26 protein-coding genes are annotated in these 26,430 nt (G+C 68.9%); 8 read left to right on the top strand and 18 right to left on the bottom strand.

Annotated elements, in window-relative coordinates; all coding sequences use genetic code 11:
- The first annotated feature begins 92 nt into the window (after positions 1 to 92).
- Positions 93 to 1,013: a DMT family transporter gene (locus JWQ81_RS21535; protein ID WP_297544266.1), complete on the top strand. Its 921-nt coding sequence runs from the start codon at positions 93 to 95 to the stop codon at positions 1,011 to 1,013.
- Here JWQ81_RS21535 and JWQ81_RS21530 read toward each other — a convergent pair.
- Entirely contained in the window at positions 1,010 to 1,684 is a 675-nt protein-coding gene (locus JWQ81_RS21530; protein WP_297544265.1) for a response regulator transcription factor, read from the bottom strand. The two genes, JWQ81_RS21535 and JWQ81_RS21530, sit on opposite strands and share 4 nt — an antisense overlap.
- Positions 1,681 to 3,015, bottom strand: a complete 1,335-nt coding sequence (locus tag JWQ81_RS21525; RefSeq protein ID WP_297544264.1) for an ATP-binding protein — start codon at positions 3,013 to 3,015, stop codon at positions 1,681 to 1,683. Before JWQ81_RS21525 ends, JWQ81_RS21530 begins: the two co-directional genes overlap by 4 nt.
- Positions 3,016 to 3,147: 132 nt before the next feature.
- Between JWQ81_RS21525 and JWQ81_RS21520 the strand changes: the two genes are divergently transcribed.
- A complete protein-coding gene (locus tag JWQ81_RS21520; protein ID WP_297544263.1) occupies positions 3,148 to 4,458 on the top strand; it encodes a PspC domain-containing protein in 1,311 nt (436 codons plus the stop codon).
- Positions 4,451 to 4,696, top strand: a complete 246-nt coding sequence (locus JWQ81_RS21515) for a hypothetical protein (RefSeq protein ID WP_297544262.1) — start codon at positions 4,451 to 4,453, stop codon at positions 4,694 to 4,696. The genes JWQ81_RS21520 and JWQ81_RS21515 overlap by 8 nt, the downstream gene beginning before the upstream one ends.
- A 187-nt stretch (positions 4,697 to 4,883) precedes the next feature.
- Here JWQ81_RS21515 and guaA read toward each other — a convergent pair whose 3' ends face one another.
- Complete coding sequence (gene guaA / locus JWQ81_RS21510; protein ID WP_297544261.1) at positions 4,884 to 6,485, bottom strand: glutamine-hydrolyzing GMP synthase; 1,602 nt, start codon at positions 6,483 to 6,485, stop codon at positions 4,884 to 4,886.
- A 320-nt stretch (positions 6,486 to 6,805) separates the two neighbouring features.
- Here guaA and JWQ81_RS21505 point away from each other — a divergent pair, with 320 nt between their 5' ends.
- Entirely contained in the window at positions 6,806 to 7,840 is a 1,035-nt protein-coding gene (locus JWQ81_RS21505; RefSeq protein ID WP_297544260.1) for an alcohol dehydrogenase catalytic domain-containing protein, read from the top strand.
- 72 nt (positions 7,841 to 7,912) lie between these two features.
- Positions 7,913 to 9,361: an aldehyde dehydrogenase family protein gene (locus JWQ81_RS21500; RefSeq protein WP_297544259.1), complete on the top strand. Its 1,449-nt coding sequence runs from the start codon at positions 7,913 to 7,915 to the stop codon at positions 9,359 to 9,361.
- On the opposite strand, the gene JWQ81_RS21495 is transcribed toward JWQ81_RS21500, so the two are convergent.
- The 6 genes from JWQ81_RS21495 to guaB form a co-directional block, all read right to left on the bottom strand.
- Positions 9,358 to 10,839: an FAD-dependent oxidoreductase gene (locus JWQ81_RS21495; RefSeq protein ID WP_297544258.1), complete on the bottom strand. Its 1,482-nt coding sequence runs from the start codon at positions 10,837 to 10,839 to the stop codon at positions 9,358 to 9,360. The genes JWQ81_RS21500 and JWQ81_RS21495 overlap by 4 nt on opposite strands.
- A gap of 82 nt (positions 10,840 to 10,921) precedes the next feature.
- Complete coding sequence (locus JWQ81_RS21490; protein ID WP_297544257.1) at positions 10,922 to 11,629, bottom strand: flavodoxin family protein; 708 nt, start codon at positions 11,627 to 11,629, stop codon at positions 10,922 to 10,924.
- Positions 11,630 to 11,718: 89 nt separating this feature from the next.
- A complete protein-coding gene (locus JWQ81_RS21485) occupies positions 11,719 to 13,428 on the bottom strand; it encodes a GMC family oxidoreductase (RefSeq protein WP_297544256.1) in 1,710 nt (569 codons plus the stop codon).
- A 151-nt stretch (positions 13,429 to 13,579) separates the two neighbouring features.
- Positions 13,580 to 14,713, bottom strand: coding sequence for a GuaB3 family IMP dehydrogenase-related protein (locus JWQ81_RS21480; RefSeq protein ID WP_297544255.1), 1,134 nt, complete (start codon positions 14,711 to 14,713; stop codon positions 13,580 to 13,582).
- Between the two features lie 103 nt (positions 14,714 to 14,816).
- Complete coding sequence (locus tag JWQ81_RS21475) at positions 14,817 to 15,275, bottom strand: DUF3574 domain-containing protein (protein WP_297544254.1); 459 nt, start codon at positions 15,273 to 15,275, stop codon at positions 14,817 to 14,819.
- Positions 15,276 to 15,352: 77 nt separating this feature from the next.
- On the bottom strand, positions 15,353 to 16,864 hold the full coding sequence (gene guaB, locus JWQ81_RS21470) for an IMP dehydrogenase (RefSeq protein WP_297544253.1): 1,512 nt from the start codon (positions 16,862 to 16,864) through the stop codon (positions 15,353 to 15,355).
- A 117-nt stretch (positions 16,865 to 16,981) separates the two neighbouring features.
- On the opposite strand from guaB, the gene JWQ81_RS21465 reads away from it, so the two are divergent.
- Positions 16,982 to 17,377, top strand: a complete 396-nt coding sequence (locus JWQ81_RS21465; RefSeq protein WP_297544335.1) for a DUF5319 domain-containing protein — start codon at positions 16,982 to 16,984, stop codon at positions 17,375 to 17,377.
- A gap of 91 nt (positions 17,378 to 17,468) precedes the next feature.
- Here the strand turns inward: JWQ81_RS21465 and JWQ81_RS21460 are convergent, their stop codons facing one another.
- The 5 genes from JWQ81_RS21460 to JWQ81_RS21440 form a co-directional block, all read right to left on the bottom strand.
- A complete protein-coding gene (locus JWQ81_RS21460; RefSeq protein ID WP_297544252.1) occupies positions 17,469 to 18,404 on the bottom strand; it encodes an anti-sigma-D factor RsdA in 936 nt (311 codons plus the stop codon).
- Entirely contained in the window at positions 18,405 to 18,977 is a 573-nt protein-coding gene (locus JWQ81_RS21455) for a sigma-70 family RNA polymerase sigma factor (RefSeq protein WP_297544251.1), read from the bottom strand.
- Positions 18,978 to 19,344: 367 nt separating this feature from the next.
- The gene (locus JWQ81_RS21450) at positions 19,345 to 19,941 is read right to left on the bottom strand and encodes a response regulator transcription factor (RefSeq protein WP_003073605.1); all 597 of its coding nucleotides are present in this window, start codon (positions 19,939 to 19,941) and stop codon (positions 19,345 to 19,347) included.
- Positions 19,942 to 20,082: 141 nt separating this feature from the next.
- Positions 20,083 to 20,940: a hypothetical protein gene (locus JWQ81_RS21445; protein ID WP_297544250.1), complete on the bottom strand. Its 858-nt coding sequence runs from the start codon at positions 20,938 to 20,940 to the stop codon at positions 20,083 to 20,085.
- 9 nt (positions 20,941 to 20,949) lie between these two features.
- On the bottom strand, positions 20,950 to 21,936 hold the full coding sequence (locus tag JWQ81_RS21440) for a MerR family transcriptional regulator (RefSeq protein ID WP_297544249.1): 987 nt from the start codon (positions 21,934 to 21,936) through the stop codon (positions 20,950 to 20,952).
- 220 nt (positions 21,937 to 22,156) lie between these two features.
- Here JWQ81_RS21440 and JWQ81_RS21435 point away from each other — a divergent pair, with 220 nt between their 5' ends.
- Positions 22,157 to 22,459, top strand: coding sequence for a WhiB family transcriptional regulator (locus JWQ81_RS21435; RefSeq protein ID WP_297544247.1), 303 nt, complete (start codon positions 22,157 to 22,159; stop codon positions 22,457 to 22,459).
- A gap of 25 nt (positions 22,460 to 22,484) precedes the next feature.
- On the opposite strand, the gene JWQ81_RS21430 is transcribed toward JWQ81_RS21435, so the two are convergent.
- Positions 22,485 to 23,063, bottom strand: a complete 579-nt coding sequence (locus tag JWQ81_RS21430) for a TetR/AcrR family transcriptional regulator (RefSeq protein ID WP_297544334.1) — start codon at positions 23,061 to 23,063, stop codon at positions 22,485 to 22,487.
- On the opposite strand from JWQ81_RS21430, the gene JWQ81_RS21425 reads away from it, so the two are divergent.
- Positions 23,062 to 23,538, top strand: coding sequence for an SDR family NAD(P)-dependent oxidoreductase (locus JWQ81_RS21425; protein WP_297544245.1), 477 nt, complete (start codon positions 23,062 to 23,064; stop codon positions 23,536 to 23,538). The two genes, JWQ81_RS21430 and JWQ81_RS21425, sit on opposite strands and share 2 nt — an antisense overlap.
- 133 nt (positions 23,539 to 23,671) lie before the next feature.
- Here JWQ81_RS21425 and groL read toward each other — a convergent pair whose 3' ends face one another.
- From groL to JWQ81_RS21410, 3 genes are all read right to left on the bottom strand, one after another.
- The gene (gene groL / locus JWQ81_RS21420) at positions 23,672 to 25,288 is read right to left on the bottom strand and encodes a chaperonin GroEL (protein ID WP_297544243.1); all 1,617 of its coding nucleotides are present in this window, start codon (positions 25,286 to 25,288) and stop codon (positions 23,672 to 23,674) included.
- Between the two features lie 124 nt (positions 25,289 to 25,412).
- A complete protein-coding gene (groES, locus tag JWQ81_RS21415) occupies positions 25,413 to 25,706 on the bottom strand; it encodes a co-chaperone GroES (RefSeq protein ID WP_009072407.1) in 294 nt (97 codons plus the stop codon).
- A gap of 218 nt (positions 25,707 to 25,924) precedes the next feature.
- Positions 25,925 to 26,191: an HAD hydrolase-like protein gene (locus JWQ81_RS21410; RefSeq protein WP_297544234.1), complete on the bottom strand. Its 267-nt coding sequence runs from the start codon at positions 26,189 to 26,191 to the stop codon at positions 25,925 to 25,927.
- Between the last annotated feature and the right edge of the window lie 239 nt (positions 26,192 to 26,430).

Below are 26,430 nucleotides of genomic sequence, written 5' to 3'. Positions count from 1 at the left end.
CTTACAGTTCTACTAAACCCTGGGTGCAGTTATTCGCGCTTGTCCTTACGGTTCCGGAACTCCAGGATGGGGACAGCGAAGGGGGTTCTCCGGTGGGCGAGACGAAAACACTGCTGCGGATGGGCGCGCTAGCGCTGATGTGGGGGTCCAGCTTCTTCTGGATCAAGATCGGCCTGAGCGCGTTCTCTCCCGTGCAGTTGGTGCTGGTCAGGCTCGTTTTGGGCGCCGCCGTGCTGGTGGCGCTGTGCTACGCGGGCCGCGACCGGCTGCCGGGGAGCCGTCGTGTCTGGGGCTACCTCGCGGTCGCCGCGTTCTTCCACAACGCGCTGCCGTTCCTGCTCTTCGCCATCGGCGAGAAGACCGTCGACTCCGGGATCACCGGGGTACTGAACTCGACGACCCCGCTCTGGGTCGTGCTGATCGCGCCGATGTTCGGCGGGGAGCGGCGGATGGGCCTGTACCGCTCGCTCGGGTTGGTCCTGGGGCTGGCCGGGATCCTGCTCATCTTCGCGCCGTGGCAGGCATCCGGGCTGGCGAGCTGGGGCGCGGTGCTGTGCCTCATCGCGGCGGCGAGTTACGGGTTCGCGTTCGTCTACGAAGGCCGGTACCTCTCGAATGTCGGCGTCTCACCAGTCTCGCTCTCGGGCGCGCAAATGATCCTGGCCAGCGGGTTCATGCTGCTGGCGGTGCCGACCAGCGGGCTGAGCCCGATCCACCCGAACGTCGGCGCGGTGATCGCGCTGCTGGTGCTGGGCGCGGGTTCGACCGGGATCGCGTTCGCGCTGAACTACCAGCTCCTGGCGTCCGAAGGCGCTGTGGCAGCGTCCGTCGTCGGCTACCTGCTGCCGGTGGTGTCGGTGCTGCTCGGTTCGGTGTTCCTGGGCGAAGCGCTCCAGCCGAGGGTGGTGGTCGGGATGGTCGTCGTGCTCGGCGGTGTCGCGCTGACACGCCTGCACAAGCGCGCTCCGAAACTCGAGCCGACGGAAACCCTCGACCCCGCACCCGCCGTTTAGACGAGCCTGCGGTCCGAGGCCCAGCGCGAAAGCTCGTACCGGTTGGACAGCTGGGTCTTCCGCAGGACGCTCGAAACGTGCGTCTCGACCGTCTTCACCGAGATGAACAGCTCCGACGCGATCTCCTTGTAGGCGTACCCGCGTGCGAGCAGGCGCAGGACGTCACGCTCGCGCGGTGTCAGCAGGTCCAGCTCGGGGTCGCTGATGGGCGCCGAACCCGGCCGGTCGGCGAAGGCGTCCAGCACGAAGCCCGCGAGGCGCGGCGAGAACACGGCGTCGCCATCGGAAACGCGGACAACCGCCCGCACCAGTTCCTTGGAGGAGATGGTCTTCGTGACGTAACCCCTGGCCCCGGCCCTGATGACGGCGATCACGTCCTCCGCGGCGTCGGAGACCGACAGGGCGAGGAACACGATTTCCGGCAGGTCCGGGCGGACCCGCTTGAGCACCTCGGCGCCGCCGCCGTCGGGCATGTGGACGTCCAGCAGTACCACCTGTGGCTTGGTCCGCGCGATCCCAGCGACGGCGTCGGCGACCGAACCCGCCTCCCCGACGACCCGCACCTCGTCGGTGATCGACTCCAGTTCGGCGCGGACGCCGGCGCGGAAAAGCGCGTGGTCGTCGACCAAGAAGACCTTGACCGGCTCCCGCTTCTGCTGGTTTTCCGTCATGCCGACGTCGCTCCCTTGCTCACCTTGATCGGCATCTCCAGCTGCACCTCGGTGCCCTCCCCGGGCGCGGTGCGCAGCCGGCAGCTACCGCCGTTGCGCTCCATCCTCCCCCGAATCGAGTCGGCGAGGCCATGCCGGTCGCCGGGAACCACGTCCGGGTCGAAACCTTTACCCCGATCGCGCACGAACACCGTGACCGCGGTGGCCTCCACCTCGGCATACACACTGACCTCTTCGATGCCAGCATGCTTGGCCGCGTTGACGATCGCCTCCCGCGAGGCCTGGACGAGCGCGATCAACGGCTCGTCGAGCTCCACGTCCCCCACGACCACCTGCTGCACGGAGATGGCGAAGGTGTCTTCGACCTCGCCGCAAGCGCTTGCGAGTGCCTCGGAAAGCCGCCCGCACGGCGAGGACTCTTCGACGCTCTCGTCCTTCTTGCCGTAGCCGGCCGGGCCGTAGAGCCAGCCCCGAAGCTCCCGCTCCTGCCCTCGGGCCAGCCGCGCGACCTCCCTCGGGGACTCGGCCTGCTTCTGAATGAGCGCCAGCGTCTGCAGAACCGAGTCGTGCAGGTGGGCGGCGATCTCGGCACGTTCGTCGGTCCGGATCCGCGCGCGCCGCTCGTCACCGAGGTCGCTGACCATGCGCAGCCAGAACGGGACGGTCAGGACGGCCACGCCGACCAGCGTCGCGAACACCGCGACCAGTGCGAGCTGGACCTGGTCGAAGGTGCCGCTGCGGAACAGAACCACGCCGATCCCGGTCATCACCAACGCGACCCCGGCGAGGATGCGGACCACGGCCGACCAGCCGCCTCCGCCGAACAACGCCCCGGTGACGCCACCCTTCGCACCGTCGCGCCACCTTCGCCGCTGAGACTCGTCGGCCTCCCGCCAGACGACTGTCGCACCGATGATCGCGACGACCACGGGCACGACTCCCCAGCCGCTGATGAAGCCGGTCACCGTTCCCCCGGCGACCGCCAGGCCGATGCCCAGCACGATCAGCCCGAAGGCCTGCTGCCGCTCCTTCGCGGTGCCCGGTGCCGAAACCGCCGTGGCGCTTTCCTCGGACTGCTGCTGGACGAACACCCAGAGCAGGCCGTACGCGACCAAGCCCGCGCCACCGAGCGCGGAGAGCACGGCGAACGCCGTCCGCACCCAGAGCACCTTGACGCCGAGGTGATCGGCGAGGCCGCCGGCCACACCCGCAACAGCTCGCCCGTTGCGGCGCCGGTACATCTTCGGCGGCCCGCCGGGCGTACCGACCGCGCCCGGGGGGACGGCCGGCGTCACAGCTGTTTCGGTTTCGTGTTCCTGCACGTTATCCATGGTCACACGAGAGGCGTCCGGTTTCATCAGGGAATGACCCTGAGAGGGCGGCTGATACCGGCGAGGGGTCGGGGGAAACTCAGGGACCTTCCCCGATGTGCCGTCCACCGGCCGTGCCGCATTCTCATTGGCATGAGTGGCGAGACGGAAAATCGGGGTACGAAGTCGCAGAACGGCTTCGAGGAGACAATCAGAGACTTTTGGGCCAGCAGGCCGCGGCGACCGCACAGCGGCCGCAAGGTGGCAGGCGTGGCGGCCGCGATCGGCAGCCGGTACGGGATCGACCCGGTGATCGTCCGCGTGGCGTTTGTCGTCGCGACGATCTTCGGCGGTGCCGGGCCGTTGCTGTACATCCTCGGCTGGCTGTTCTTCCCGGACGAGCGCGACCAGGTTTCGGCGTTCGAGGGCATGATCGGCCGCGGTCGGGTCACCTCGGCGTCGACGGGCTTCACGGTGGTGCTGTGCATCGCGATGATCCCGCTGGCCGGCTGGACCTTCAGCGGCGGGCTGTTCTCCGGCGGCTTCTTCGGCAGCGGCGGTGTCATCTGCTTCGTTCTGTTCCTGGCCGGGCTCTACGCGCTGCACCACTCGCGTGGCCAGTCCAACCGGCCGGTCGTGCCGGCCGCGGGGTACGAGCAGTTCGGTCAGACCCCGGCGTACGGGCAGGGCGGCTTCGACGCGGCGTTCTCGATGAGCGGCACCGAGTCGGCCGCGGCGGCCGAGAAGGCAGCTCCCGGCTGGGACCCGCTCGGCGCGGCCCCGTTCGCTTGGGACCTGCCCGACCCGGAGCCCGCGGCGAGCCCGACCCCACCGCCTCCCCCGCCGCGGGTGCCCCGGCACCGGTCGAAGGTCGCCGGCGTGACGTATTCGATCGCCGTAGTGGTCGCGGCTGTCGGTGTCCTGCTCAACCTCAGCGGTAACGACTGGTTCTCCGCGCACCACATCATCGGGATGACCCTCGGTGTCCTCGGGCTCGGACTGGTCGCGGGATCGTTCGTCCGCGGCGGACGCGGCCTGATCGGGCTCGCCATCCCGCTGGCGATCGCGGGCATGGTCCTGACGGCCGTCCCGTTCGACAACGTCCAAGGCGGCTTCGGCAACATCAACGCGACGCCGAAGACCGCGGCCGAGGTGCTGCCGAGCTACTCGCGGACCGCGGGCAACATCTACCTCGACCTCACCAAACTGCCGGCGAACGCCGACGTCAAGACCAAGGTGACCAGCGGTGCCGGGCAGATCACGGTCATGGTTCCGGCGACCGCGGACGTCACGTACACCTGCGACACCAAGGCGGGCGAGTTGAACTGCTTCGACCACCACACCTCCGGCCTCGGCCAGGGCGCGGTCACCGGGACGGACCTGGGCACGGACGGCGCCGGTGGCGCCAAGATCAACCTCGACGTGGAGCACGAAGCCGGAAGGATGGTGGTCGGCCGTGGCTGACAACGGATATGAGTACGACTACGACGAGCCCGCGTCTCAAGCTCCGGACCGTCGCCGAGGGGTGGACGTGTTCACCCTGATCATCGGGATCGCGACACTGCTGGTCTCGGCGTACGCGCTGACCGATGGGGTGTCGTGGCTGCCGACGTTCGACCTGCGGTGGATCCTCGCCGGGGGCGCGGTGCTGGTCGGCGTGATGATGCTCGCCGCATCCTTCCGCCCCCACCGCACCCCCTGACCCCACTCCCGCTCCTGCTCCACCCCCACCGCTCCACCCCCACCGCTCCACTCACCCACCCCCACTCACCACGAAGGCCCCCGGATCCCTCCGGGGGCCTTCGCCGTTCCTTAGCATGCCTAAGCGCTACATTTAGCCCGCTAACTGCAGCTCAGGGGCTTGCACCGCTGCGACGCAGGTCAGCGCCCTACTCCCATTCGATGGTGCCCGGCGGCTTGCTCGTGACGTCGAGGACCACGCGGTTGACCTCGGCGACCTCGTTCGTGATCCGGGTCGAGATGCGCTCGAGGACCTCGTACGGCAAGCGCGTCCAGTCTGCCGTCATCGCGTCCTCGCTGGACACCGGACGCAACACGATCGGGTGACCGTAGGTGCGTCCGTCGCCCTGGACGCCGACGCTGCGGACGTCGGCGAGCAGCACCACCGGGCACTGCCAGATCGAGTTGTCCAGCCCCGCCGCGGTCAGTTCCTCACGGGCGATCGCGTCGGCGTTGCGCAGGATCTCGAGCCGCTCGGCATCGACCGCGCCGATGATCCGGATGCCGAGGCCAGGCCCGGGGAACGGCTGGCGCATGACGATGGTCTCCGGCAGGCCGAGCTCGAGGCCGACCTTCCGGACCTCGTCCTTGAACAGCAGCCGCAGCGGCTCGACCAGCTTGAACTGCAGGTCGTCCGGCAAGCCACCGACGTTGTGGTGGCTCTTGATGTTCGACGTGCCGGCGCCGCCGCCGGACTCGACGACATCCGGGTACAACGTGCCCTGGACGAGGAACTCGTAGTCACCCTTCGCCTTGAGGTCGCGCTCGGCCTGCTCGAAGACGCGGATGAACTCGCGCCCGATGATCTTGCGCTTCTCCTCGGGGTCGGTCACCCCGGCCAGCGCGTCGAGGAACCGCTCGCGCGCGTCGACGGTCACCAGGTTGACCCCGGTGGCGGCGACGAAGTCGCGCTCGACCTGGGTGCGTTCGCCCGCGCGCAGCAGCCCGTGGTCGACGAACACGCAGGTCAGCCTGTCGCCGATGGCGCGCTGGACGAGCGCGGCGGCGACAGCGGAGTCGACGCCGCCGGACAGCCCGCAGATCGCGCGGCCGTCACCGACCTGCTCGACAATGCGTTTGACCTGGTCGTCGACGATCGACGCCGTCGTCCACTGCGGGGTGATGCCCGCGATGTCGTGCAGGAAGCGGCGCAGGACCTCCTGGCCGTGCGGCGAATGACCGACCTCAGGGTGGTACTGGACGCCCGCGAAGCCGCGCGCGACGTCCTCGAACCCGGCTACCGCCGCGCCCTCGGAGGACGCGGTGACGATCGAGCCCTCGGGCGCTTTGGTGACGCTGTCGTTGTGGCTCATCCAGGCGGTCTGGTGCGCGGGCAGGCCCTGGTGCAGCACTCCGCCGTCACCGGTCAGGGTGACATCGGTGCGGCCGAACTCGCGGACGCCGGTGGGCTCGACGGTGCCGCCGAGGGCCCGGGCGAGCAGCTGGTGGCCGTAGCAGATGCCGAGGATGGGGACCCCAGCCTCGACCAGCGCGGGGTCCATCGAGGGCGCGCCTTCGGCGTACACGCTGGACGGGCCGCCGGAAAGAATGATCGCGGCCGGGTTCTTGGCCAGCATCGCTTGGACGGTGGTGGTGTGCGGAACGACCTCGGAGTACACCTGGGCCTCGCGGACGCGACGCGCGATCAGCTGGGCGTACTGCGCCCCGAAGTCGACGACGAGTACCGGTCCGATGGCGGCATCTGACACTTGCTGGTCCTCCTGGACGATCGCTGACCTACCCCGCTCCATCGTCCCAGGTGGGCTGCGTCACCCGGCCCGCACCCCTCCGACCTGCATTTAGCGGGCTAACTGTAGCGCTTAGGCATGCTAAGCAACGGACGGGCGAGACGATGCCCTGGTGGCCGCATGGCGGCTCCGGCGGCGGCGCGGCAACCCCCTGAAGTGCATTTAGCGGGCTAAACGCGCTCCTTAGCATGCCTACGTAGTGCAGTTAGCCCGCTAAACGCACTTGGGCGGGTCGGAGCGAGGCGCAGAACACAGGCGCCGGGTGGCATAAACGGGGCGTCCGGGGTACTCCCATAGGGAGACATCCGCACGAGAGGAAGCCCATGCGAGCGACAGTCATCTACGGAGCCGGCGATGTCAGGGTCGAAGACGCTCCCGACCCCAAGATCGCGCAGCCGACCGACGCCGTGGTGCGCGTGGTCCGCTCCTGCATCTGCGGCAGCGACCTCTGGCCGTACGGCAGCATGGAAGCCACCGAACACGGCCACCGGATCGGGCACGAGTTCCTCGGCATCGTCGAGGACGCCGGGTCGGCCGTCTCGGCGGTCAGGACAGGCGACCTGGTCATCGCGCCGTTCATGTACTCGGACAACACCTGCCAGTTCTGCCGCGAAGGCCTGCAGACGTCGTGTGAGCACGGCGGCGTCTGGGGCGCGCGGGGCGTCGACGGCGCCCAGGGCGAGATCGTGCGCGTCCCGCAGGCGGAAGGCACGCTGGTCAAGGTGCCCGCGACGCAGGACGACGCGCTGCTCGCGTCCCTGCTCACGCTGTCCGACGTCTTTTCGACCGGCCACCACGCGGCGGTCAAGGCCGGCGTGAACGAACGCACCACGGTCACCGTGATCGGCGACGGCGCGGTCGGGCTCTCCGCCGTACTGGCCGCGAAGCGCCTTGGCGCCGAGCGGATCCTGCTGATGGGCCGCCACGCCGTCCGCACCGACCTCGGCCGCGAGTTCGGCGCGACCGACGTCATCGCCGAACGCGGCGACGAGGGTGTCGAGAAGCTGCGCGAGCTGACGTCGGGCGCGGGCACCCACACCGTCCTCGAATGCGTCGGTACCAAGCCCGCGATCGAGATGGCCGCCGGCACCGTCCGCGCGGGCGGCACGATCAGCCGGGTCGGCGTCCCGCAGTACCTGGAAGGCCCGCTCGGCGGTCCGGTGTTCATGCGGAACGTCACCATCACCGGCGGCGTCGCTCCCGCCCGCCAGTACATCGAGGACCTGCTCCCCGACGTCCTCGACGGCAAGATCCAGCCCGGCAAGGTCTTCGACCGGACCATCGACATCGAGAAGGTCCCCTCCGGCTACCAGGCGATGGCCGACCGCGAGGCACTCAAGGTCCTCATCGCCTTCTGACGAAGATCGCCGGAACACCCGGACGGGTGGGTGTTCACATGGCGGACACCCACCCCGGATACGTTGGTGTGTATGGACATGATCACCCCGGAGCCGCGACCCTGCTGGATCGCCGGTAGCCCGGAACAAGGCGCCAGCACGATCGTCGTGACGCATCCGTTCGACGGCAGCGAAGTCGCGACGGTCGCCGTGCCCGGACCCGAACAGGTCGAGCGCGCGGTCGCCGCGGCCGTACGGGTGGCGGGCGAGTTCCGGCGTTCGCCCGCGCACGTGCGGGCGGCCGCGCTCGACCACGTGTCGCGCCGGATCGCCGAGCGTGCCGATGAGCTCGCCGAGGTCATCACCGCCGAGAACGGCAAGCCGCTGAAGTGGGCCGACGCCGAGGTGCGCCGCGCGGTGTCGGTGTTCCGCATCGCCGCCGAGGAAGCCCGCAAGTTCTCCGGCGGCGAGCTTCAGCGCCTCGACACCGACCCGTCCGGGGACGGCAGGCTCGCGATGACGCGCCGGGTGCCACGCGGTCCCGTACTCGGCATCGCGCCCTTCAACTTCCCGCTGAACCTCGTCGCGCACAAGGTCGCGCCGTCGCTGGCGGTCGGCGCGCCGATCATCATCAAGCCCGCGCCGCGCACCCCGCTGTCCGCGCTGATCCTGGGCGAGATCCTGGCCGAGACGGACCTCCCCGAGGGTGCCTTCTCCGTGCTTCCGCTCGGCAACGCCGAGACGTCCGCACTGGTCGCCGACCCGCGGCTGCCGGTGGTGTCGTTCACCGGGTCCGGCCCGGTCGGCTGGTCGCTGGCGGACGCGGCGCCCCGCAAGCACGTCGTGCTCGAACTCGGCGGCAACGCGGCGGCCGTCGTGTTGCGCGACTGGCCCGACATCGAGGGCGCCGCACACCGGATCGCCACTTTCGGCAACTACCAGGCCGGCCAGTCGTGCATCGCCGTCCAGCGGGTGATCGTCGACAGCGCGGTCGCCGACGAATTCGTCCCGGCGCTGCTGGAAGCCGTCGAGGCGCAGCGAACGGGCGACCCGTACGACACCGAGGTCGACGTCGGCCCGGTCGTCGACGAGGCCGCGGCGGAACGGATCGTGGCCTGGGTCGACGAAGCCGTTGCTTCTGGCGCGAAGCTCCTCACCGGGGGCGCCCGCGCAGGGGCGACAGTGCAGCCGACGCTGCTCACCGACGTTCCGGTCACGGCAAAGGCGTGGTCCGAGGAGATCTTCGGCCCGGTGCTCGCAGTGTCTATTGTGGACGGCGTGGACGCGGCTTTCGCGGCGGTGAACGACTCCGCGTATGGCCTGCAGGCGGGCGTGTTCACCCGTGACGTCCACATCGCGTTCTACGCCGCCACCGAGCTCGAGGTCGGCGGCGTGATCATCGGTGACGTCCCGTCGTTCCGCGCGGACCAAATGACCTATGGCGGTGTCAAGGGATCCGGCGTGGGGCGCGAAGGCGTACTCGCCGCGATGACCGACCTCACCGAAGAGCGCGTCACCGTGTTCACCGGGATCGACCTCTAGGCGAGAACCCCCTGCGCGAAACCGAAAACCTTGTTCTGGTCATAGTTCATGGCGACCTGACGCAGTCGTGTGGCGTTGTCGCCGTAGTAGGCGTTCATCCAGTCCGGCAGGCTGGGATCGAGGTAGTTGACGTAACCGCCGCCCGCCCCGATCCCAGCCAGCCCGGACGCGATGTCCGCGACCGCTTTGGCCGCGCTGTCCCGCGTTCCGGGTGTCGCCGGGCTGTAGATCTGGATGGACGCGAGCGCTTTCCGGTGCCAGAACGCGGTATCGGTCGGGGAGGGTTTCGCGACCGCGCCGCCGAGTCCGTCGATCAGCAGGTCGACGCCCTTGTGCGCGGTCATCAAGCCGACGAGCTTCGACGGGTCGTCGAGCGGCTGGTCCAGGATGCGCGAGGACGCGACGAACGTCTGCCTGCTCGAACTTCCGGAGAAGTACTCCATCGCGGCGAGATACGTCTTGGGCTGCGTTGTCCGCGTCGAAGGCGAAACCCCGGCTTTGGCGACGAGGTCGGCCAGCAACGGCGAAAGTTCCGACGCACTGCCGACAAAGCAGCCGCCCACCTTGCACGCGACCGAGGAACCACCGGAGATCGTGACGTTCGACCAGAGTTCCGGCTGGGCGTCGGCGATCCACTGCTGCCAGGCGCCGAGGACCTTCGCGGCCGAACCCGACGGGAAGTGCAGCGAAAACACCGTGACGCTCGGAGCCTGATCGGTGGAGAAGGTGAACGACGTGACGATGCCGAAGTTGCCGCCGCCGCCCCCGCGCAGCGCCCAGAACAGGTCCGGCTCGGAGCTCGCGGACGCCGTACGCAGTTTGCCGTCGGCCGTGACGATCTGCGCGGACACCAGGTGATCACAGGTGAGTCCGTACTTCCTGGCGAGCACGCCGATACCGCCGCCGAGCGCGAGCCCGGCGATGCCGACCGTCGGGCACGATCCGGCGGGCAGGCAACGGCCGGCGGCGCCGAGCGCGGCGTAGACGTCCTTCAGCCGGGCACCGGCACCGATGACGACGTTCTCACCTTGAACGTCCACCTTGGACATCGGCCCGACATCGACAACGAGCCCGCCATCGGGAGCCGAGTAGCCTGCATAACTGTGGCCGCCGCTTCTGGCTGCGATCGGTACCCGCGACGCCGCCGCGACCACGCAAGCCTGGACGTCCGCCGGCGTGGCGCAGCTCGCAACCGCGGCGGGCTTGTGCCCGTCGAACAGCGGGTTGAACACCCGAGCGGCCGCCGCAAAGCCCGCTTCACCCGACAGGGTGAGCTTGCCGGACAGCTTGGCGCGCAAGGCGTTCCAGTCCGGCGCCCCCAGCGGCGGATAGGTCGACGGCGGCGCGGACGGCACCGGCGTGTTCGGCACCGAGCTGACCGGCGGCGATGTCGACTCGGACGTACCGCACGCCGCCGCGACGGCACCCACCGCTGACACTCCAGCCACCAGCAGGAACGTCCTTCTGTCCAAGGTCATATCCCAAGGACGTCCCAGCGGGCATCCTGGTTGCGCAGGTCACCCGGCGGTGTCGAACCAGGTTCGTCAGAACCGCATGGGGTCAGCGGTACTCGGGGTTCTCGAAGTCGAACCGCGAACCCGCGTCCCAGGACGCGCGCTGGTTTCCGTACGCGGGCACCCCGCCGGCGTTCTTCAACATCGACGCCAGGTGCAGCAGATTCCACGTCATGAACGTCGTGTTGCGGTTGGTGAAGTCGTTCTCCGGGCCGCCCGAGCCGGGGTCCAGATAGGACGGACCGGGGCCTGCCTCGCCGATCCAGCCGGCGTCGGCCTGCGGCGGGATGGTGTAACCGAGGTGCTGAAGGCTGTAGAGGACGTTCATCGCGCAGTGCTTGATCCCGTCCTCGTTGCCGGTGATGAGGCAACCGCCCACCCGTCCGTAATACGCGTACTGCCCCGCGTCGTTCAGCAGCGAAGAGCAGGCGTAGAGCCGTTCGATCACCCGCTTCATCACGGAACTGTTGTCGCCCAGCCAAATCGGGCCGGCCAACACCAGGATGTCCGCGGCCATGATCTGTTCGTACAGCGCGGGCCAGGCATCGGAAGACGCGCCGTGCTCGGTCATGTCCGGCCACACGCCGGTCGCGATGTCGTGGTCGAGCGCCCGCACCACCGCGACCTCGACCCCGTGTTTGACCATGATGTCGCGGCTGATCTCGATCAAGCCTTCGGTATTGCTCGGCTCGGGCGAGTATTTGAGCGTGCTGTTGATGAAGACCGCCTTCAGCGCGCTGAAGTCGTAGGCCATCGTGGATCCCTTTCGCTTGGAGAACCGCCCAAGCACAACATCAGCGGAGTCCGCGCGACAGTCTCTTCGGCCTTACGGAATTCGGACGGCTACCGCAGCGCGGCGGGCGCCGCCGACGGCACGGCCGGGTTCTTGGGTGCGATCGGGGTGAGCCGGGTGTACGGCTGGTCCTGCGGCGGCCGAGTGTCGGCCTCGCCTTTGTTGGGCCACAAGGAAAACGCGCGTTCGGCCTGCGCGGCGATGGTCAGCGACGGGTTGACCCCGAGGTTCGCCGTGATCGCCGCACCATCCACAACGGACAGACCAGGGTAGTTGAACACGCGGTGATACGGGTCGATGACGCCGTTGCCGGCATCGGTACCGATCGCGACACCACCGATGAAGTGCGCGGTCAACGGGATATCGAAGATCTCGCCCCAGGTGCCGCCCGGCATGCCGCCGATGTGCTCGGCGGTGCGCTCGTTCGCCTCGTGCCCGGCGGGGATGAAACTCGGGTTCGGCTCGCCGTGGCCCTGCTTGGAGGTGTACTTGCGCCCGCCGAAGCGCCCGGGTTTGGTGTAGGTCGTGATCGAGTTGTCGAGGCTCTGCATCACCAGCAGGATGACCGTCCGCTCGCTCCACTTGTAGCCATTGAGCAGCTTCGCCGTCTGCACCGGATGCTTGAGCATGAAGTTGACGGCCTGGCGCCAGCGCGGCACCGGCGACGCCCCGTCGGTGGCGATGGTCTGCAGCAGACTCATCGCGTTGCTGCCCTTGCCGTAGCGAACCGGCTCGATGTGCGTGGTCTCGTCGGGGTGGATCGACGACGTGATCGCGACGCCGTTGCTGAAGTTGCGCTCCGGGTCGACCGAGGTTCGCGCGGCGCCGATGATCGCCTCGGAGTTCGTCCGGGTGAGCTCGCCGAGCTTCGCGGACAGGTTCGGCAGGATCTGCTTGTCGCGCATTTCGTGGAGCAGGTTCTGGGTGCCCCAGGTGCCCGCGGCCAGCACGACCTTGCCGGCGGTGAGCGTGTGCGTGAACTTCTTCGACGAGGTGCCGGTCTTGCGGATCTCGACGGCGAAACCGGAGCCGCTCTGGCGCACGGCCGTGACCGTGGTCAGCGGGATGACCCGCGCGCCGGCCTGCTCGGCGAGGTAGAGGTAGTTCTTGACCAGCGTGTTCTTCGCGCCGACGCGGCAGCCTGTCATGCAGGCGCCGCACTCGGTGCAGCCGGTGCGTTCGGGCCCGACGCCGCCGAAGTACGGGTCCTGCGCCTTTTCGCCCGGCTTGCCGAAGTAGACGCCGACCGGGGTCGGGTGGAAGGACTCCGCGACGCCCATGTCGGCCGCGACTTCACGCATGACGACGTCGGACGGGGTCAGCGTCGGGTTCGTGACTACGCCGAGCATGCGGCTGGCCTGGTCGTAGTGCGGGGAGAGCTCGGACTCCCAGTCGGTGATGTGCGACCACTGCTTGTCCGCGTAGAACGGCTTCAGCGGGCGGTACAGCGTGTTCGCGTACACCAGCGAGCCGCCGCCGACGCCCGCGCCGGCGAGCACCATGACGTCGGAGAGCATGTGGATGCGCTGGATGCCGAAGCAGCCGAGCTGGGGTGCCCAGAGGTAGCGGCGGAGGTCCCAGGACGTCTTGGCGAACTCGTCGTCGGCGAACCGCCGGCCCGCCTCGATGACGGCGACGCGGTAGCCCTTCTCCGTCAGCCGGAGCGCGGCGACGCTGCCGCCGAACCCGGAGCCGACGACGATGACGTCGTAGTCGGTGGCCGTGTCGCTGTCTTCAGTGGTGGTGTTACGCGCAGTCACACCTGGCAGCGTAACCCCGGGCCCATCTTCTGACCAGTAGTAAGTTACTCGCCGGTTCGAGCACTTCTTGGCCCCGACCTGGCCCTCCCCACAAGCCCCTGAAGTGCGTTTAGCGGGCTAAACGCACTCGGGGCGCGGGGCGGGCACCAGGTCAGCCGCGAACGGTCAGGCCGACCTTCTGGAATTCCTTGAGGTCCGAGTAGCCGGTCTTCGCCATCGCGCGGCGCAGCGCGCCGAACAGGTTGATCGCGCCCTCGGCGTCCGACGACGGACCGAACAGCAGGGTCTTCAGGTCGACGGCGTAGTCCGGCCCGGCGACGACGCGCGAACGCGGCAGCGACGGGTGCGCGGCGGCGGCAGTCCAGTACAGCCCCTGGCCCGGGGCGTCGGACGACGCGGCCAGCGGCGCGCCGAGCATGACGGCGTCGGCGCCACAGGCGATCGCCTTCGCGATGTCGCCGGACACGTTCATCCCGCCGTCGGCCAGCACGTGCACGTACCGGCCACCTGTCTCGTCGAGGTAGTCGCGGCGCGCGGCGGCGGCGTCGATGATCGCGGTCGCCATCGGCACCCCGATCCCGAGCACACGATCCGTGCTGGTGACGCCAGGAGCGGACCCGTGCCCGACGATGACCCCCGCGGCGCCGGTGCGCATCAGGTGCATCGCGGTGCGGTAGTCCCCGACGCCGCCGGCGATCACCGGCACGTCGAGCCTGCCGATGAAGTCCTTGAGGTCCAGCGGCTCAGCGTCGCGCTGGACATGCTCGGCGGAGATGATCGTGCCCTGCACGACGAGGATCTCCACCCCCGCGGCCAGCAGATCCGGCGTCAGCTCGGCGGCGTGCTGCGGGCTGACGCGCGCGGCCACCGTCACCCCGGACTCGCGGACGGTCTTGATCGCCTCGGTCAGCAGATCGAGCCGGATCGGCGCCGAGTGCAGTTCCTGCAGCACGCGGACCAGCGCTGTCGGGTCCTCGAGGTCCTCAGCCGCGCGGAGCAGCCGGAACATCGCGTCCTCGACGTTGGCGTGCCGCGCCCAGAGGCCCTCGGCGTTCAGCACCCCGAGCCCGCCGAGCTCACCGACGGCCACGGCCGTGCCCGGCGACACGATCGCGTCCGTCGGATGGGTGACCAGCGGCAGCTCGAACCGGTAGGCATCGATCTGCCAGGCGGTGGACACGGCCGCCGACGACCGAGTGCGCCGCGAGGGCACGATCTCGATGTCATCGAGGCCATACGCCCGCCGCGCGGTGCGGCCCATGCCGATCTCGACCAGATCCCGCACGTGAAGTCCCTTCTCACCGGAAGCTACATGTCGACCTTGCGGTCCTATTGTCGCTAGTCCGGGTGGGTGACCCGCGCACGGGGCCGGTCAGCACGGCATGGGGTCAGAAGGAGACCTGCTGCACGGTGTCAGTCCGCAGCACCGACTCCTGCTCGAAGAGGCGCTTGTAGTCCGTTCGGATGGCCTCGATCTCGCCGTTGGCGTTCTTGTCGGTGAACGGGTACAGCACGATCACCACGAACGACTGCTCACGGACGATCTCGCCGGAAGCGCCCTTGTACTGACCTTTCCCGGTCAGCTCGGTGAAACCGTCCGGGAAAGCGGCCGTGATCTCCTTCTCGGAGAAGTTCTCGAACTCCGCCGGCGTGACCGCTGAACCGTCGGGCTTGCCGGTGCCGAAGTACAGCTCGGTGCGCTTCCACAGGTCACCAGGCGACGTCTGTGACGCCGCGGCCGCCGCCGTCGTCGGGCTCTCGAGCGCCGCTGACGCGCTCACTCCGCCGCCGAGTCCCACCGCCGCGGTCACGGCCAGTACCAGCGCGGTCCGTCGCGAAAATGCCATCGCCCCTCCATCCACTCGACTGATCAAGCATCAGTGTCGGGTGAGGGGAAGGGCGAGCTAACGGCCGAAAGGGCAGACTAATGGGTGGTGTAGTTCGGCGCCTCGACCGTCATCGTGATGTCGTGCGGGTGGCTCTCCTTGAGCCCGGCCGCGGTGATCCGGACCAGCTGCGCCTCCTGCAGCTCGGGGATCGTGCGAGCGCCCGCGAAGCCCATCCCGGCCGCAAGCCCGCCGACCAGCTGGTGCACGACGTTGGCCAGCGGCCCGCGGAACGGGATGCGGCCCTCGATGCCCTGTGGCACCAGCTTGTCGTCGGAGAGCACGTCGTCCTGGGCGTAGCGGTCCTTCGAGTACGACTTGTTCTCGCCGCGCGACTGCATCGCGCCCAGGGAGCCCATGCCGCGGTAGGACTTGAACTGCTTCCCGCCGACGAGGATGAGCTCCCCTGGCGACTCCGCGGTCCCGGCGAGCAAGCTGCCGAGCATCACACTCGACGCGCCGGCCGCGATGGCCTTGGCGATGTCACCGGAGTACTGGATGCCGCCGTCGCCGATCACCGGCACACCCGCCGGGCGGCAGGCCAGGTCGGCCTCGTAGATGGCGGAGATCTGCGGCACCCCGACGCCCGCGACGACCCGGGTCGTGCAGATCGAGCCCGGGCCCACACCGACCTTCACCCCGTCGGCCCCGGCGTCGACCAGTGCCTGCGCGCCCGCGCGGGTCGCGACGTTGCCGCCGACGACGTCGACCGCGTCGCCGAGCTCCTTCTTCAGCATCGCCACGGTGTCGATGACCGCGCGAGAGTGCCCGTGCGCGGTGTCGACCATCAGCACGTCGACCCCGGCGTCGGCAAGCGCCATGGCCCGCTTGTGCGCCTCGGCACCGACCCCGATGGCCGCGCCGACGATCAGCCTGCCGTCGGTGTCCTTGGTGGCCTTCGGGTACTGCTCGGTCTTGACGAAGTCCTTGACCGTGATCAGCCCGCGCAGCTTGCCGTTGCCGTCGACGATCGGCAGCTTCTCGATCTTGTGCCGGCGCAGCAGCCCCAGCGCGGCGTCGGCGGTGACCCCGACCTGCGCGGTGATCAGCGGCAGCCGGGTCATCACCTCACTGACCGGGCGGGTGTGGTCGACCTCGAACCGCATGTCGCGGTTGGTGATGATGCCCACCAGCTGACCGGCCGCGTCGGTGACCGGGACCCCGGAGATGCGGAACCGCGCGCACAGCGAGTCCACCTCGGCGAGGGTGTCCTCCGGGGAGCACGTCACCGGGTCGGTCACCATGCCCGCCTCGGACCGCTTGACGACCTCCACCGCGGCCGCCTGCTCGTCGATCGGCAGGTTGCGCTGCAGGACGCCCATGCCGCCCTGGCGGGCCATGGCGATGGCCATCCGGGCTTCGGTGACGGTGTCCATGGCGGCGGACACCAGCGGGATCCCGAGGGTGACGTTGCGGGACAGGCGGGTGCCGGTGTCGACCGCGCTGGGCATCACGTCGGACTCGGCCGGCAGCAGCAGTACGTCGTCGAAGGTCAGCCCGAGCATCGCGAACTTGTTCGGGACGGCGGCGGTGACGGGATCGCTGGTCATAGCAGGCGGAGAGCCTTCCTTCACGGGGGTGGGCCCGCTGTGCCGAGCTACGAGGGGAACGGCATCCGGGCCTTTAACCGATGGTATCTGGCGAAGCTGTCGGGGTGGCCCGGTACCGTGCAGGCCGTGCCGCACGAAGTGTTGCCCCCAGACCCGTTCGCGGATGACCCGAACGACCCTGCCCGCGAAATCACCGAGCTGGACGAGGACCTCGACGAACCGATCAGCGCGGAAGAACGCGCCGAACTGCTCGCCGATCTCGCCGATCTGGCTGTCTACCAGGCATTACTCGCACCCAGGGGCGTGCGGGGGATCGTGGTGGACTGCGGTGAATGCGACGAGCCCCACTATCACGACTGGCATCTGCTCCGGGCCAGCCTCGAGCAGCTGCTGTCCGACGGACGGATGCGGCCGCACGAACCGGCCTTCGACCCGAACCCGGGCGACTATGTGAGCTGGGACTACTGCCGCGGGTTCGCCGACGGCGTGACCGCCCACGAAAGCGCCTACTGACCAGCGGATTCGCGCTGAAAACCCGAACCGAACAACAAAGCCCGGTGACGAACCGTATGAGGTTCGTCACCGGGCTTCGGTGCTTGCGGTCCTACGGAGACGCGGGTGGTGGTACCGACCCGGTATCGGTGTTGTCGCTGCGCCCGGTGCCGCCCGGCTGATTGACCGAGCCGGAAGGCGGGGCACTCGAGGTCGGCGTCGGAGTCACCGGGGTGGAGCTGTCCGGCGGAACCGGGGTGGTCGGCGTCGTCGGGGTGGTCAGCGTCGTGGACGGGTTCGGCGAGGTCACCGGCACCGTCGGGTTCACCGACGAGGTCGACGGCGTGCTCGGGTGCTGCGTCTGGGACGTCGAGGTCGGCGGCTTGTTCGGGGCCGTCGGGTCCTGCAGCTGCGCACTGAGCTGACGGTGCTGTTCCATCAGCTGGTTGAGGTCGTCCTCGACCGAGACCTGCGTCAACGCCGCCTGCGCGTCGTCGAGTGCCTTGCGCGCGTCGTCGGTGCGGCCGCTGGCCAGCGCGATATCGGCCTTCTCGAGGTCGACCTTCGCTGTCGCGGCGGCCTGGACGGACCGCGCGTGGTCGGCGTAGAGGACCTTGGTCAGGCCCCAGAGTGTGTCGCCGGGCTGGGCGTCACGCGCGGCGAGGCCGGTGCCGGTGAAGGCGATGGCCAGTACCGCGGCGGCGGCCGCGACCGGGACGAGGAAACGATGGCGGCGGGCTCGCTGGCCGTGTCGCTGCGCCAGCGCCGCCGTCTTCACCGTGGTGACGGCGGTGTCGAGATCGACGAGCTCGGCGAGCGGTTCGCTGTCGATGTCACGGCGCCAGGCGAGGAGCAGGTCGTTCAGCTCCTGGTCACCGAGGCCGTCGGCGACCCGGGGATCCGAGCCGCCCAGCGCGTCCAGCAGCGCGTCATCGGCCTGCACTGCCGACAGGTCGGCAGCGAACTCCGCTTGCGAAGCCGTCAGGTCGTTGAGGAACAGTGTTGGTTCGGGATCGGACTGTCTGTCCGGTCTTTCGCGATCGGTCACTCAGATCACCTCCTCTGCAGCCAGGACCTTGCGGAGCCGAGCGAGAGCCCGATGCTGGGCGACACGGACCGCTCCGGGGGTGGAGCCCACCGCGTCGGCGGTCTCCTCGGCGGAAAGCCCTACGACGACCCTGAGCACCACGATCTCCCGTTGCTTGTCGGGGAGCACTTTGAGCAGCTGTGACATCCGCTCGTTCAGCTCACCCTGAATGGCGCGCTGCTCGGGACCGACGGCACCCTCGACTTCGTCGGGGACCTCGGCAACCGGCTCGGCGCGGTTACGGGCAGCGGCACGATGCGCGTCAGCAACCTTGTGCTGCGCGATGCCGTAGACGAAGGCCAGGAAGGGACGGCCTTGGTCACGGTACGAAGGCAATGCCGTTAGCACCGCGAGACACACCTCCTGCGCAACATCGTCTGCCGAAGCGAACGAACGCTCCTGCCTGCCAACTCGAGCGCGGCAATACCGCACTACGAGAGGACGGATCGCGGCCAGCAGCCGCTCGACTGCCTGGGGATCACCCTCGACAGCAGCGGCGACCGGCTCATCCAGTCCATCCCCCACATTGGCCATCGCAGACAACAGTCCCAGTGTTACGTATAGGCGTGCAAATAGGCGGCAAGTGACTACACAGAGCCCGAGCCGGTAACCGCTACCGTACCTTCCGGCTCCGACAACGCTCGCTCATGGGCATCATCGGCGCGCCCTGCTCTTACGCAGGGCACTTGGCAGCTTTCAGTCGCTCCTCAAAGTTCCCAACGAGCCTCATCCGAGCCGGGTACGCCTCATGCCCGAAGAGGCCGCGAGGCTTACGCCAGATACGTGAGAGCGGAAACGGAGCTTCGATTGTGACGGGTATCACAATGCGGGCCAGCCAGGCTGGCCCGCATCACCCGCCCCTCGTTGCGGGCGGCTTCGCGCCGCCCCGCACCGGGAGGGGTCAGGACACCAGGCCTCGGCGGAAGCCGTGCGCCACAGCCTGGGCGCGGTCGCGCACACCCAGCTTGCGGAACAACCGGCGCGCGTGGGTCTTGACGGTGTCCTCGGACAGGTAGAGCTCGCGGCCGATCTGGCCGTTGCTCTTGCCCTGGCTCATGCCGCGCAGCACCTGGAGCTCGCGCTCGGTCAGCTGCACGCCGGGGTCGGACGGTTGGCGGGGCGCCGGCACGGAGGTGCTGGCGAGGGTGTGCGCGAGCGCGGCGACCAGCTCCGGCCGGGACGCGTCCCAGCGCAGATATCCCCGCGCGCCACCGGCGATCGCCGCGGCGATGCTGCCCGCGTCGTCCGGTGCGCCGAAAACGATGACGTTCGCCTGGGGGTTCGCCGAAACGAGACGCCTGGTGGCCTCGACGCCGGTGGGTACCGCACGTTGAGTTCCGACGAGCACGACGTCGACAGGCTGTCGGGAGTACCTGGCCAGGAGCTCGTCACCGTGCGCTACGCAGTCGATGCGACTGACCCCTGGAACAGCAGACATCACGCGAGTAAGCCCTTCGCGGACACTGCGTCGGTCGTCGCAGATCAAGACCGTCGTCACGGGGTTTCCTTCCTGCAGCCGGGTGACATTCCACTTCCCCTATCGGACGCTTTAGGCCCGACCTTGACACGATCCGGTGGCTTTTTTTGAAACTTCTTAGCCCGGATGCCGGAATGAGCCCTCCAACAGGGCCAACCAGGGTCAAGTCGGCACCCAGGGCGATTGCCGTGCGATACGCCTACCACGAGCATCTGCGTGCCGTAACACTGCGTGCAACACTTGGGCTGACCTGAATCGATACACCTCGGCCAGGTCCGCCCGGATGTCCACCGCGATCAGGCAAGCGGGCCAAATAAGTGAAGAGAATTCGCCTTTTTCGGCGGCTTCGAGCGCGGTCGAAACGAGGTTTGCCGCCCGCTCCCGGCCGTCCGCACCGCCGGCCGCCGACAAGGACGCTCCGAGTACGAGATCGGACTTGATCGAGTGACGCACCGCCCCACGTCCGTGTGCCAGCCCGGCGGCGGCCTCCGCGGGCGCGACCGCGGCCTCGGGGCGGCCCGCGGCGAGTTCGATCTCCGCCCCGACCCAGCCGGCCCGGACCTCACCTCGCCAACCACACGGCACGCGCGACGCGGACGCGGCCAATCTGCGGGCGGCGGGAATGCGGCCGATCGCCAGGTTGTCGGCCGCCAAGCCGAGCAGGGCGTCGCAGATCGCCCCGGGTACATCGAGGCCGTCCGCGTCGGTGGGAGCCTCAGCGGCCGTCGTGGCCATCAGCAAGGCGACCCCGTCCAGCCTCCGGGCCGCCGCGTGCCCGCCCAGCTGCCGCCGATGGGAAGCCAAGGTGCTGGTGGCGAGCGAGGCGAACAGCCTGTCCGGCCCGTGGCGCAGCTCGTCGAGGATCGTCATGGCGGCGGCATACCGGCCCTTGGCGCCCAGGAGCACGGCGGACAGCAGCCGGACGCGCGGCGAACCCGAAGACGCCGAGACCGGCACTTCGCCCAGCGGGAGCCACGGCAGGTCGCCGAACGCGGCGCGGCGCAGCTTGTCTTCGAGCACGTGACCTTTCTAGCGGCCGGCACCGACGAGAACGTATTCGACGCGCTCGGCGGCGCTCGCGACGTCGTCGAAGAGCTCGACGTTGGCGGGAAGGGCCTGCGCGTCCCAGCCGGGCCCGCACGCGAACATCCGGGTGCGCTGGCGACCGCGTGAAACCCTGGCGAACAGGCGCGGGTCCCCGACGTCCGCCCGGCGCGCCCAAAGCACGACCGCGGCCGGGGCGCTGCGGCGGACGGCCACGGCGAGTACCTCGGCGGGCAGCGGCACGCCGAACAGCTGCGTGCCGACCCGGCGTTCGGCGAGGCAGGCGGCGAGCGCGTACATCGCCATGCTGTCGCGTTCTTCGGGGACGCAGCCGAGCAGGACGGGCCGCTGATTCCGCGGGGCGTCGAGCACCGGCGTCGCCCTGACCAGCGCGGCGAACACGCACTCCGCCAGTAGGTACTCGACCTCGGCACCGGCGCTCGCGCCGCGCCACCGCGCGCCGAGCGCGCTCAACACCGGCTCGATCACGCCCTCCCAGGCGGCGAGCACCCCGACGTCGTCGATCGTTTCGGCGAGCATGCGCTGCACCGAACCGACGTCCATGGCCAGCGCGGCCGTGCTCAGGCGGCGGGCGAGGCGCGACGGGCCGTCGGAGTCCTCTGCCGGGTGTTCGGCGGGCAGGAGCAGGGAGCCTTCCGGGGTCTCGATCCGCAGCGAGGCGCGGGACGACCCAGCGCTCGTGGTCATCGCCACGACCGACTTGGGCATCTGCTCGAGCGCGTACCGCGCGGCCTCGGCGGTGGACGCCCCTCGCAGCAAGGCGCGCTGCATCAGCTCGAGCCTGCCGATGTCGGAAGTGCCGTAACGGCGGTGGCGGCCGTCGGTGTGCCTGCTCGGCCCGAGGCCGTACCGGCGGTCCCAAGTTCTGAGGGTCGACGGCGCGACGCCGAGCCGGCGAGCCACCGAGGCGACCGGCAGGGTCGGTTCACCACCGTTTGACCCGGATCCCACCCGACCCAATATCCAGGCCGTACCCGGCCACGGCAACCGGAGGCGGCACCACGCAGCGGTCCCACTCACACATCTGGGGGAGACCTAACGGCTGAATCGGGCTGTAGGCCTTGAACAAGTATTGAAGCGCTTCTAACGTTACCGACGTTGCACCGAATGGAGTAGTCACCTCAGCCGGAGCAGCGAAAAGGTCACCGACCGAACGACGGAGGCGGTCACATTGGCAGACACGCGCAGGCTCCCAGGCCCGAATGCGGATATTTGGGACTGGCAGCTGGAGGGGTCGTGCCGGGGCATGGACAGCGGGTCCTTCTTCCACCCCGACGGCGAGCGCGGACCAGCGAGAGCGCGACGGGAAGCCCGAGCTAAGGCAGTCTGTCTCGCCTGCCCGGTGCTCGAGATGTGCCGGCGCCACGCGCTGGCTGTCCACGAGCCTTACGGCATTTGGGGCGGGCTGTCGGAGTCCGAGCGGGAGAACCTGATCAAGTCCGACAAACGCACGTTGAGCTTGACCGGGAACTGAACTACCAGCGCGAACGGGGCGGCACTCAGGCGAGTGCCGCCCCGCCCGCGTCTCCACATCCGGCCGCGCCATCTCGCGTGTAGTACCGCCATTTCGCCATCGCGGCGTCGACGACGGCGGTGAGTTCGCCGAGGGTCGCGCCGTCGCCGGACTGGAGTGAAAGGCCGAACAGGACGGCTGTGTAGAAGCGCGTCATGCCCACGACGTCCGTTCCGGGCGGCAAGTCACCCGATTGGACACTTTCGCGGAGCCTGGTTTCCAGTTCGAGTCGGGTGCTTCGGCGTCGCTCGGTCAGAAAATCACGCACTCCCTGGTTCGCGGCGGTGCAGTTGATCGCTGCGAGTATCACCATGCACCCGTTCGGATGACCGCCGTCGGTGTATTCGACGGCGTTGTCACGGAGCATCGCGTCCACTGCCGCGTGGGCTGACGGCTCGTCCCGAAGCGCACGTCGTGTCCGTCCGCCGACGGTGCGCTGATAGAGCCCGACAGCTTCACGGAAGAGCGGCTCCTTGTCGCCGAAGGCCGCGTAGAGGCTGGGCGAGCCGATGCCCATAACCGCGGTGAGGTCACTGAGCGACGTCCCCTCGTAGCCAGCCGCAATGCTGCCCGCGGAGGAAGGCGCCGAAGTCGCGCTGACCTACGTGCACTCGAAGGACAAGGCGGACGACGTCGTCCGCCGCATCGAATCCCTCAACCGCCAAGCCCTCGCGATCCAGGCGGATGCCGAGGACCCGGGGGCCGTGGTGGCTGCCGTCGACGCCGCGGCAAGTGCGTTTAGCGGGCTAAACGTTCTCGTGAACAACGCGGGGATCATGGTGACGGGGACAATCGACCAGGTCAGCGTCTCCGACGTCGACAGGCTGCTCGCCGTGCACGTGCACGTGCGCGCCGTGATCGTCGCGACGCAGGCCGCGCTGCGGCACATGCCGGACGACGGACACCGACATGAACCCGGCAGACGGAGCCGACGGTCGCGCACCTGGCCGGCGACGGCGGGCGCCACCTCACCGGCACGACCATCACCATCGACGGCGGCGTCAACTCCTGAGGCCCCTGAAGTGCAGTTAGCGGGCTAAATGTAGCGCTTAGGCATGCTAAGGAGTGCGGTTAGCCCGCTAACTGCACCTGCGGGACCGAACCGGGGCAAAAAAAGAAGGTGGGACGGGCACCGGAGTGCGCCGTCCCACCTTCCGGTGGTGCGGGGTCTGGCTAGTGGGCGTGGCCGTGTCCGGCCGCTCCCGCGTTGTCCTCTTCGACGCGCTTCTCGACGACGGCGCTCTCCGTGGTGAGTACCAGCCGGGCGATGGACGCGGCGTTGGAGACGGCGGACCGAGTCACCTTGACCGGGTCGACGATGCCGGCGGCCAGCAGGTCGGTGAGCTCACCGGTGGCGGCGTTGAAGCCCTGCCCCCAGGTCTGCTCCTTGACCTTGTTGACGATGACGGCGCCTTCGTAACCGGCGTTGGTGGCGATCCAGAACAGCGGCGCGGTGAGCGCGTCGCGCACGATGCGGACGCCGGTCGCCTCGTCACCGGTCAAGCCGAGGTCGCCCTCGAGCTCCTTGACCGCGTGCACGAGTGCCGAGCCACCGCCGGGCAGGATGCCCTCTTCGACAGCCGCCTTGGTCGCCGCGACGGCGTCCTCGATGCGGTGCTTGCGCTCGTTGAGCTCGGTCTCGGTGGCCGCGCCAACCTTGATGACCGCGACACCGCCGCCCAGCTTCGCGAGCCGCTCCTGCAGCTTTTCCCGGTCCCAGTCGGAATCGGTGGACTCGATCTCGCGGCGGATCTGCGCGATCCGCGCCGCGGTGGCGTCCTTGGTACCGCCACCGTCGACGATGGTGGTGTTGTCCTTGGTGACCACGATGCGACGCGCGGTGCCGAGCGAGCTCAGCTTGGCGTCGGACAGCTTCATGCCGATCTCGGCCGAGATGACCTCGGCACCGGTCACGACGGCGAGGTCGTCCAGGAACGCCTTGCGGCGGTCACCGAAGAACGGCGCCTTGACCGCGACGGCGACGATCGTCTTGCGCATCGAGTTCACCACGAGGGTGGACAGCGCTTCGGTCTCGACGTCCTCGGCGATGATCAGCAGCGGCTTCTTGGCCTCGAGGACCTTCTCGAGCAGCGGGAGCAGGTCGGCGAGCGCCGAGATCTTCTCGCGGTGCAGCAGGATGTAGGCGTCCTCGAGGATCGCCTTCTGGTCCTCGGGGTTGGTCGCGAACTGCGCCGACAGGAAACCCTTGTCGAACTGCACGCCCTCGGTGATCACGAGCTCGGTCGCCAACGTGGACGACTCCTCGATGGTGATCACGCCGTCTTCGCCGACGCGCTCGACAGCCTCGCCGAGCAGGGCGCCGATGGCGGCGTCACGCGAGGTGACGGTGCCGACCTGGGCGATGTTCTCGCGGCCCTTGACCGGGGTGGCCTTGGCCTTGAGGATCTCGATGACCTTCTCCGTGGCGGCCTCGATGCCACGGCCGAGCGAAGTCGGGTTGGCACCGGCCGCGACGTTGCGCAGGCCGACCTTCACCAGCGACTGTGCCAGCACGGTGGCCGTGGTGGTGCCGTCCCCGGCGACGTCGTTGGTCTTGGTGGCCACGGCCTTCGCCAGCTGGGCACCGAGGTTCTCGAACGGGTCGTCGAGCTCGATCTCACGGGCGACGGTCACGCCGTCGAGGGTGATGGTCGGGCCGCCGAACTTCTTGTCCAGCACCACGTGCCGTCCGCGCGGGCCGAGGGTGACCTTGACCGCGTTGGCGAGCTTGTTCACCCCGCGCTCGAGCGCGCGACGAGCGTCCTCGTCGAAATTGATCTGCTTAGGCATAGCCTGTTTCGCTTACCTTCCAGGGTTGAAAACACAAAGTCGTGAACGCACAGGGGCGTGAACGCACAAACGCCCCGGTTCCCGGCTAAGCGGGACCCGGGGCGTCATGCGCTAGGACGGGACGTCAGTTGATGACGGCCAGCACGTCGCGAGCGGAGAGGATCAAGTAGTCCTCACCGTTGTACTTGACTTCGGTGCCGCCGTACTTGGAGTAGATGACGACGTCGCCGACAGCCACATCCAGCGGGACGCGGTTGCCCTTGTCGTCGATCCGGCCTGGCCCAACGGCCAGAACCTTGCCCTCCTGGGGCTTTTCCTTGGCGGTGTCGGGGATGACGAGACCGGAAGCGGTCGTCTCCTCGGCCTCGCTCGTCTGGACAACGATCTTGTCCTCAAGCGGCTTGATGTTGACGCTCACCGGGTTGACCTCCACGGGTCGTCGAAAGCGTTGGCAGGTTCGTCTTACTTAGGCTCCTACCACCCCCGCCGTCGCGGGTGCCGGGGAGTGTTTGGTGCCGTCAATTAGCACTCTAACCACCTGAGTGCTAGTCGCGCAAGGAGGGTCCCCCGGCCTCGCGAAAACACCTCCGCCGAGCACCTGTGCCGACCTGGGCAGCAGCGCGCCGGCGAGCGCGTTTAGCCCGCTAAACGCAGCTCAGCGAGGTGCTCGACGGCGGCGTCCGGGTCGAGCGCGAGCAACTCGGCGCGGCGGAGCGGGTCTGCGGCGTAGGCGATGACCGCCACACCCGCGGCGCGAGCCGCTTCGATCTCGGCGACTGAGCCGCAGACCATGACGCACCGCCGCGGGAACGCGCCGAGCGCCTCGGCGGCCTGCCCCACCCGGTACGGACTCTGCTTGTGCACGTCGAGGTCCGGCCGCGTCCGGGCACTGATCCGACCCACACTCGACGTCGAACGGGTCGCCGCTCGCGACCACTTCCGGCGGCAACCCCGGGTTGACGTACACCTTGAGCCCGTCGGCGACGTCCCTGCCTGGGGCTGGACACGACACTCCGTCGAACCCGAGGAACACGTGATCCCGCTCCGCGAGCACCTCCACCGCAGTCCGCATACCCCTCACCTTTGCACCGCGCGGCTACATTTAGCCCGCTAAACGCGCACGCATCCACCCCAGGCCGCGG

It is taken from the genome of Amycolatopsis sp., from assembly GCF_025464955.1.
In the GTDB taxonomy this organism is placed as follows: domain Bacteria; phylum Actinomycetota; class Actinomycetes; order Mycobacteriales; family Pseudonocardiaceae; genus Amycolatopsis.
Note: the sequence above shows the minus strand (reverse complement) of the source record. Positions and strands in the feature narration are given on the sequence as shown.